We start from the raw sequence: 6,452 nt of genomic DNA on the forward strand, positions 1-6,452 counted from the left end.
TAAGGTGTTGCAATGACGCCGCTTGAGCAACCATATCTGAGACGTTAAGGTGTTGCAATGACGCTGCTTGAGCAACCATGTCTGAGACGTTAAGGTGTTGTAAAGATGCAGCTTTGGCAACCATATCTGTAACGTTAATGTGTTGTAAAGACGCTCCTTTGGCAACTACATCCGAAATACTGAGGTGTTGTAAAGACGCTGCTTTGACAACAGCTTCCATTTGAGTTGACAATGACTGACTGGTTTTGGATGTCATAATTTTCTCATACCTCATTGGTGAAGTGCACTCTATTTAATAATAAACAACACTATGATACTTCCATATTACCTCAGATGTCATTTTGCCGATTAAGCTAACGCCCAATTAAGGTGTGAAGCACGCGACCACGACACTCAATTTGACCACCGTAAACACAAAACTCAATCCAAACCCAAAATGCCAAGCGTGCTGAATCACTCTTAAATTGTTTGTTAGGGCGCGAACTACAAGACTGTGATCACTCTTTTCTGATGGTTAATTGAGCAGCGCGTATTACAATTTGCTCCCATAAATACACCATCGTAACGAAAATGTTCAATCACACTCCCCTTTGACCATTTAAGCTCAGTCTTGATATCGTAATTTCCATTGCCTACCTCAATTCGCTCTTTACGTAAGATAGACGACTCTGGGATTTCAACATGGTACTCATTAATTGGGTAAGGTGTACTTGAATTTCGAACCGAACCATTTTCATTAACTTCAAAATAGAATACTGCGCCATCATCTAGCGTAACGTCTACATGCAACCACCCATCTTTCATCATGTATTTAAATTTTGAATCAAGAGATTCATAGAACCTGCCATCTTCTGGCGTCCACGACTCTTTAAAATCAGGTCCATGTATGAGGTAATTATTAGAATCACCAGTTTTCGCATACCCCTCTAAAACTTCTCGTATTGTTTCTTGCTCTTCTAAGACTAACTGTACTTTTTGTAATAATAGATCAGCGTTAAACACTACTTCTGGTAGAGACTCATGTTGACGCTTCATTTCTTTTAATACATCGACGGTGTACTGGGCAACATTGTCTGTCTCTTTATGATGTGCATGACATAAAAATAGCAAATTAGATTCTGCTCTACGTTCTTCGTCAGTCTGATTTTCGTTGTATCGCTCACCGCCTTTCTCAGCCGCTTCAATATGGCAAAGCTGTGCGATATATTCACCTTTCTCATTTAAGATAGTGTGGTCACAACCAGGAAAAGCACACTGATTCTTTGAAAGAATGCATAGCCTTTTAATAACATCAATTTTGGGAGCCTTTCTAGCCATTAGATACTCGGTTTAGATCGATTAGTTTAGATGTATTTGACAAGAAATTTGGACGTAAAACAATGATGTGAGTTAAGAAATTTCGATAGCGCCCTAACGCCCAATTAAGGGGTGAGCAACGCTACCACCCAACTTAAAGCATTGTGCCATAAACACTTAATTTGAAGTAGAAGCAAAAATGCCAAGCGTTGGGAATCCCTCTTAAATTGTTTGTTATGTTCACGGTTTCTCTAAAGCTTTTCCCAGCAAGTGAACTCACACCGCCTAAAAGTCCATCGATAGTAAGAACACATTACCAGTGAGTAAAATACACTGGTGATTATGGACTCATATAACAAGTTTGGAATTGTCGACTCGACTCTGAGCAATGAGAGAATTGGAAAGCAAAATATGAAAAATTCAAAGAATCGTATCAGAAGATTACGAGCGAAAGAGACGTAAAATGGAGGCCGTAGTTTTAACCCCGCCCTTCTTAGCCACTTATGTAACGGTGGATTGTAGTGACATTTCCATATATTTGCGGCTTCCAACTCTTTAAAGGCACGCCCAAGCTTGTTCTCATAGCTCATTCCCAACCTCCTATTTTGAGGTAAAGGATACACAAATAGTGCTTCTTAAACTTGGAAACACTTCAAGATTTCCAAAAGTGACCATAACGCTCTGTTAAGGGGTGAGCAACGCTATACAAAAGTCGCCGCATATCGCCTTAAACACTAAAATCAACGCATAGTGAAAATGCCACGCGTTGCGAATCCCTCTTGAACAGTTTGTTAGTAGGTGACTTTCGTATAATCATCCAAACTAAAATATTCAAACTTTAGAACCACCCCACTATCAAAAGTAAGGGATAAAATAATGATATCGCTATCCAAAAACTGTTCAATACGCGTCAAGGCATGGCTACAAATACCTTTAATTTCGCTGAAATTAACTAATGAGCTGTAAGACGAAAAATCACTATTTATTGGCTCTGTTGGCTCAACGCAGACGCACCAAAAGATAGTGATGCCATCGAAGTACAACTGAAACCACTGGGAGTCAAAAAGAAAATACGCGACATTCGCTTGATCATGGATAGTTTGCGAACACTGGATTTGCTCAAGAAAAAACTGCTCACAAACTTTACCCACTTGGGGGACATTACCATTTATATAGAGCTCCACTAGAGCCTCCTGTCACCTACTAACGCCCTGCTAAGGGGTGAGCAACGCAATGCCGAAGCCGCCGCATACCACCTTAATCACTTAAACCAACGCATAGTAAAAATGCCACGCGTTGCGAATCCCTCTTGAGCAGTTTGTTAGTCGCGAGGCACCGAGCGACAATTTTAAGCCGAACTAAACTTTGCGAACAACAAACTTTATGTGCTTTGATGTACTTAAGTCAGGCGTAGTCTCAAAGCGGCTATTCAATGAAACCACTTGGAACAAACAGCGCCGTAGAAAACAGACTTACAACACCAAAAAGCGCTTTTGGAAAACCAATCTCAAAGTGCGGACTTTCAACAAAGTCACTGAAACTACGTGAAACTTACAACACCAGAGAAAACGTCATTTCAGCGAGTAAATCTGCTTTTGTACCCAACAAACTCACCGAGCGGAGTTGCAACCGAAAACAGACTCTCGATTGCCCTGCTATGTCAGCACCAAAGAACAAAACAACCGTGAGGACACTTGCAAAACTTTGGACTTAAAACAGCTGAAAATGAGTTTGGACCAACGACGATGAACCTGTGAGCCGAACAATCAGCAGCCAAATTTTGAGCTTAGAAACATGATTTTGATTGCTAGCTTTTTCTGGCGACTAACGCCCTGCTAAGGGGTGAGCAACGCAATACCGATGCCGCCGCACACCACCTTAATCACTAAATTCAACGCATAGTAAAAATGCCACGCGTTGCGAATCCCTCTTGAGCAGTTTGTTAGTCGCGAGGCACCGAGCGACAATTTTAAGCCGAACTAAACTTTGCGAACAACAAACTTTATGTGCTTTGATGCATTTAAGTCAGGCGCAGTCTCAAAGCGGCTAATCAATAAAACCACTTAGAACAAACAACGCCGTAGAAAACGGACTGACAACACCAAAAAGCGTTTTTGGAAAGCCAATCTCACAGTGCGGACTTTCAACAAAGTCACTGCAACCACGTGGAACTTACAACACCAGAGAAAACGTCCTTTCAGCAAGTAAATAAGCTTTTAAACCAACAAACTCACCGAGCAGATTTGCAACCAAAAACAGATTTTCGATTGCCCCACCCTATCACCACCAAAGAACGAAACAACCGCTTGGGAAATAGCAATGCATTGACTTAGAACCGATGAAACTGAGCTTTGACCGTCGAAGATGGAACTATGAATCAAACAACCAGTAGCCAAGTTTTGAGCTTAGAAACATGATTTTGACTGCTAGCTTTTTCTGGCGACTAACGCCCTGCTAAGGGGTGAGCAACGCAATACCAAAGCCGCCGCATACCACCTTAATCACTAAAATCAACGCATAGTAAAAATGCCACGCGTTGCGAATCCCTCTTGAGCAGTTTGTTAGTCGCGAGGCACCGAGCGACAATTTTAAGCCGAACTAAATTTTGCAAACAACAAATTTTATGTGCTTTGATGCATTTAAGTCAGGCCCAGTCTCAAAGCGGCTACTCAATGAAACCACTTAGAAAAAACAGCGCCGCAGAAAACGGACGGACAACACCAAAAAGCGCTTTTGGAAAGCCAATCTCACAGTGCGAACTTTCAACAAAGTCACTGAAACCACGTGGAACTTACCACACCAGAGAAAACGTCATTTCAGCGAGTAAATCGGCTTTTGTACCAACAAACTCACCGAGCAGGTTTGCAACCAAAAACAGACTCTCGATTGCCCTGCTCTGTCAGCACCAAAGAACAAAACAACCGCTAGGACAGTTACAAAACTTGGGACTTGAAACAGTTGAAACTGAGTTTTGACCATCGATGATGAATCTGTGTACCAAACAAACAGCTGCCAAATTTTGAGCTCAGAAAAATGATTTTGACTGCTAGCTTTTTCTGGCGACTAACGCCCTGCTAAGGGGTGAGCAACGCAATACAAAAGCCGCCGCAAACCACCTTAATCACTAAATTCAACGCATAGTAAAAATGCCACGCGTTGCGAATCCCTCTTGAGCAGTTTGTTAGTCGCGAGGCACCGAGCGACAATTTTAAGCCAAACTAAACTTTGCGAACAACAAACTTTATGTGCTTTGATGCACTTAAGTCAGGCGTAGTTTCAAAGCGGCTACTCAATGAAACCACTTGGAACAAACAACGCCGCAGAAAACGAACTGACAACACCAAAAAGGCGCTTTGGAAAGCTAATCTCACAGTGCGGACTTTCAACGAAGTCACTGAAACCACGTGGAATTTACAACACCAGAGAAAACGTCATTTCAGCGAGTAAATCGGCTTTTGTAACGACAAACTCACCGAGCGGAGTTGCAACCAAAAACAGACTCTCGATTGCCTTACTCTGTAAGCACCAAAGAACAAAGCAACCGCTAGGACAGGTATAAAACTTTGGACTTAAAACAGTTAGAACTAAGCTCTGATGATCGACGATTAATCGGTGTACCAAGCAAACAACTGCTAAATTTTAAGCTCAGAGACATGATTTTGATTGCTAGCTTTTTCTGGCGACTAACGCCCAATTAAGGTGTGAGGCACGCCATACCGATGCTCCCGCATGCCACCTTAATCACTAAAACCACCGCATAGTAAAAATGCCACGCGTGCCGAATCGCTCTTAAATTGTTTGTTATGTTTTGGTGTTCATCGAGCTAATCAAACTTTTTGAATAGATTATGCCCTGTGATCCCATACCCAAGACGAGTGTACAGCCTTAAAGCACCATTATTGCCATTTGCAACATGGAGCTTCAACCTTGTAATACCACTTTGTTTGAGGCGGGATTCAAGGTTTTTTATTACTAATTCGCCATAACCTAAGTTGCGATACTTTTGCTCTATGAAGAAGTCACAAATAAAAGCGGTTGAGTCTTCTACACTCTCTATGTACCAAAGATGACCTATAGATAGCTCCCCCAATTTAATCGAATAGACATAGTTACCGTCAGTATCAAGCTTATTGGGTAGTCTCATCTCGAAGTCTAGGGAAGCGAACTCAAAAGATTTCTTTTCAGAGTAACCATAATTGGAGCTGATAGAACCAGCGTATTCTCGTATAAAGTTTTCACGAAAGAGGTCAAAACAACCAGGTTCCATTTCAAATAGACTTATCACTTTACCCTCCTAAATCCTTGGAGTTGATTAAAAACATAACGCCCTGTTAAGGTGTGAGCAACACAATACCAAAGCCGCCGCATACCACCTTAAACACTAAACGCAACGCATAGTAAAAATGCCACGCGTTGCGAATCACTCTTAAACAGTTTGTTATAAGCAACTATCTTTTATTGTCTTTTGGCGTGTCCTTGGTTCCTTTTTTATGCCAATCAATACCAAGATCCTTATTGGGAACAATTACTCTTTCAGGTTGCTTTTGATCATTTTGAGTTTTTTGGTTCATTTTATTAGCCCCTCAGATTTAGCTATGACAATTACAAATATAAGCAACAATGTGCTAACCGCAGAAAGCATAATATATGTATATCCCGACTCCAAAAGTTTAACCTTTTTTGCCATTCCGCTTCGGTGAGCTTCATTCAGTTTCACAAAAGTACTAAGAACCTCCTTTGCGACGTCTGTAGCTGGGTTCAACAAAGTATCAATAACTTCTTCGTTGAGATTGATAGTAGGAATTTTTGATATTTTTATCGATTTGAACAAACAAAACCAAGCATTCGATAGGAAAAAAACTACAAGAAATAGTATGAAAACAGACAAACATGAGGCTGCGTCAGATGGGGGCAGGAAAATGTCTATACCCCATCCAGATAAGCTGACAACAATGCCTATTCCCAATGTAACTAACCCTAAAAACTTGTTCGCTTTGTTATCTAATGAGTCAAATGTTTTGAATTCATTATCGAGACTAGCTTTTGCGTAATTGTATGCTATTTCAACTTTATTCATTCTAACTCGATTTTTCCCGTTGCTTATAACGCCTTGCTAAGGTGTGAGCAACGCAATACCTTAGCCTCCGCATAATACC

Annotated in this window: 9 protein-coding genes and 1 pseudogene; 3 read left to right on the forward strand and 7 right to left on the reverse strand. The window is 41.1% G+C overall.

Annotated elements, in window-relative coordinates; all coding sequences use genetic code 11:
• The 4 genes from GXP65_RS24430 to GXP65_RS24445 all read right to left on the reverse strand — a co-directional run.
• The coding region (locus GXP65_RS24430) for a hypothetical protein (protein WP_162093928.1) at nucleotides 1-256 on the reverse strand (256 nt) is incomplete at its 3' end.
• 227 nt (nucleotides 257-483) lie between these two features.
• Nucleotides 484-1,317: a hypothetical protein gene (locus GXP65_RS24435; RefSeq protein WP_162093929.1), complete on the reverse strand. Its 834-nt coding sequence runs from the start codon at nucleotides 1,315-1,317 to the stop codon at nucleotides 484-486.
• A 230-nt stretch (nucleotides 1,318-1,547) separates the two neighbouring features.
• A complete protein-coding gene (locus GXP65_RS25345; RefSeq protein WP_240335025.1) occupies nucleotides 1,548-1,886 on the reverse strand; it encodes a DUF6404 family protein in 339 nt (112 codons plus the stop codon).
• A gap of 201 nt (nucleotides 1,887-2,087) precedes the next feature.
• Entirely contained in the window at nucleotides 2,088-2,480 is a 393-nt protein-coding gene (locus GXP65_RS24445; RefSeq protein ID WP_162093930.1) for a hypothetical protein, read from the reverse strand.
• A 248-nt stretch (nucleotides 2,481-2,728) separates the two neighbouring features.
• Between GXP65_RS24445 and GXP65_RS25515 the strand changes: the two are divergent.
• The 3 genes and pseudogenes from GXP65_RS25515 (at nucleotide 2,729) to GXP65_RS25520 (ending at nucleotide 4,855) form a co-directional block, all read left to right on the forward strand.
• Nucleotides 2,729-3,053: pseudogene (locus tag GXP65_RS25515) on the forward strand (hypothetical protein).
• A gap of 915 nt (nucleotides 3,054-3,968) precedes the next feature.
• Nucleotides 3,969-4,271: a hypothetical protein gene (locus GXP65_RS24460; RefSeq protein WP_162093931.1), complete on the forward strand. Its 303-nt coding sequence runs from the start codon at nucleotides 3,969-3,971 to the stop codon at nucleotides 4,269-4,271.
• 317 nt (nucleotides 4,272-4,588) lie between these two features.
• Nucleotides 4,589-4,855, forward strand: a complete 267-nt coding sequence (locus GXP65_RS25520) for a hypothetical protein (protein ID WP_079751540.1) — start codon at nucleotides 4,589-4,591, stop codon at nucleotides 4,853-4,855.
• A gap of 264 nt (nucleotides 4,856-5,119) precedes the next feature.
• Here GXP65_RS25520 and GXP65_RS24475 read toward each other — a convergent pair whose 3' ends face one another.
• From GXP65_RS24475 to GXP65_RS24485, 3 genes are all read right to left on the reverse strand, one after another.
• A complete protein-coding gene (locus GXP65_RS24475) occupies nucleotides 5,120-5,581 on the reverse strand; it encodes a GNAT family N-acetyltransferase (RefSeq protein WP_162093932.1) in 462 nt (153 codons plus the stop codon).
• Between the two features lie 163 nt (nucleotides 5,582-5,744).
• Nucleotides 5,745-5,867, reverse strand: coding sequence for a hypothetical protein (locus GXP65_RS25455; protein ID WP_275898102.1), 123 nt, complete (start codon nucleotides 5,865-5,867; stop codon nucleotides 5,745-5,747).
• Complete coding sequence (locus tag GXP65_RS24485) at nucleotides 5,864-6,373, reverse strand: hypothetical protein (RefSeq protein WP_162093934.1); 510 nt, start codon at nucleotides 6,371-6,373, stop codon at nucleotides 5,864-5,866. Before GXP65_RS24485 ends, GXP65_RS25455 begins: the two co-directional genes overlap by 4 nt.
• Between the last annotated feature and the right edge of the window lie 79 nt (nucleotides 6,374-6,452).

Source organism: Vibrio sp. LB10LO1 (genome assembly GCF_010092875.1).
Lineage (GTDB): Bacteria > Pseudomonadota > Gammaproteobacteria > Enterobacterales > Vibrionaceae > Vibrio > Vibrio campbellii.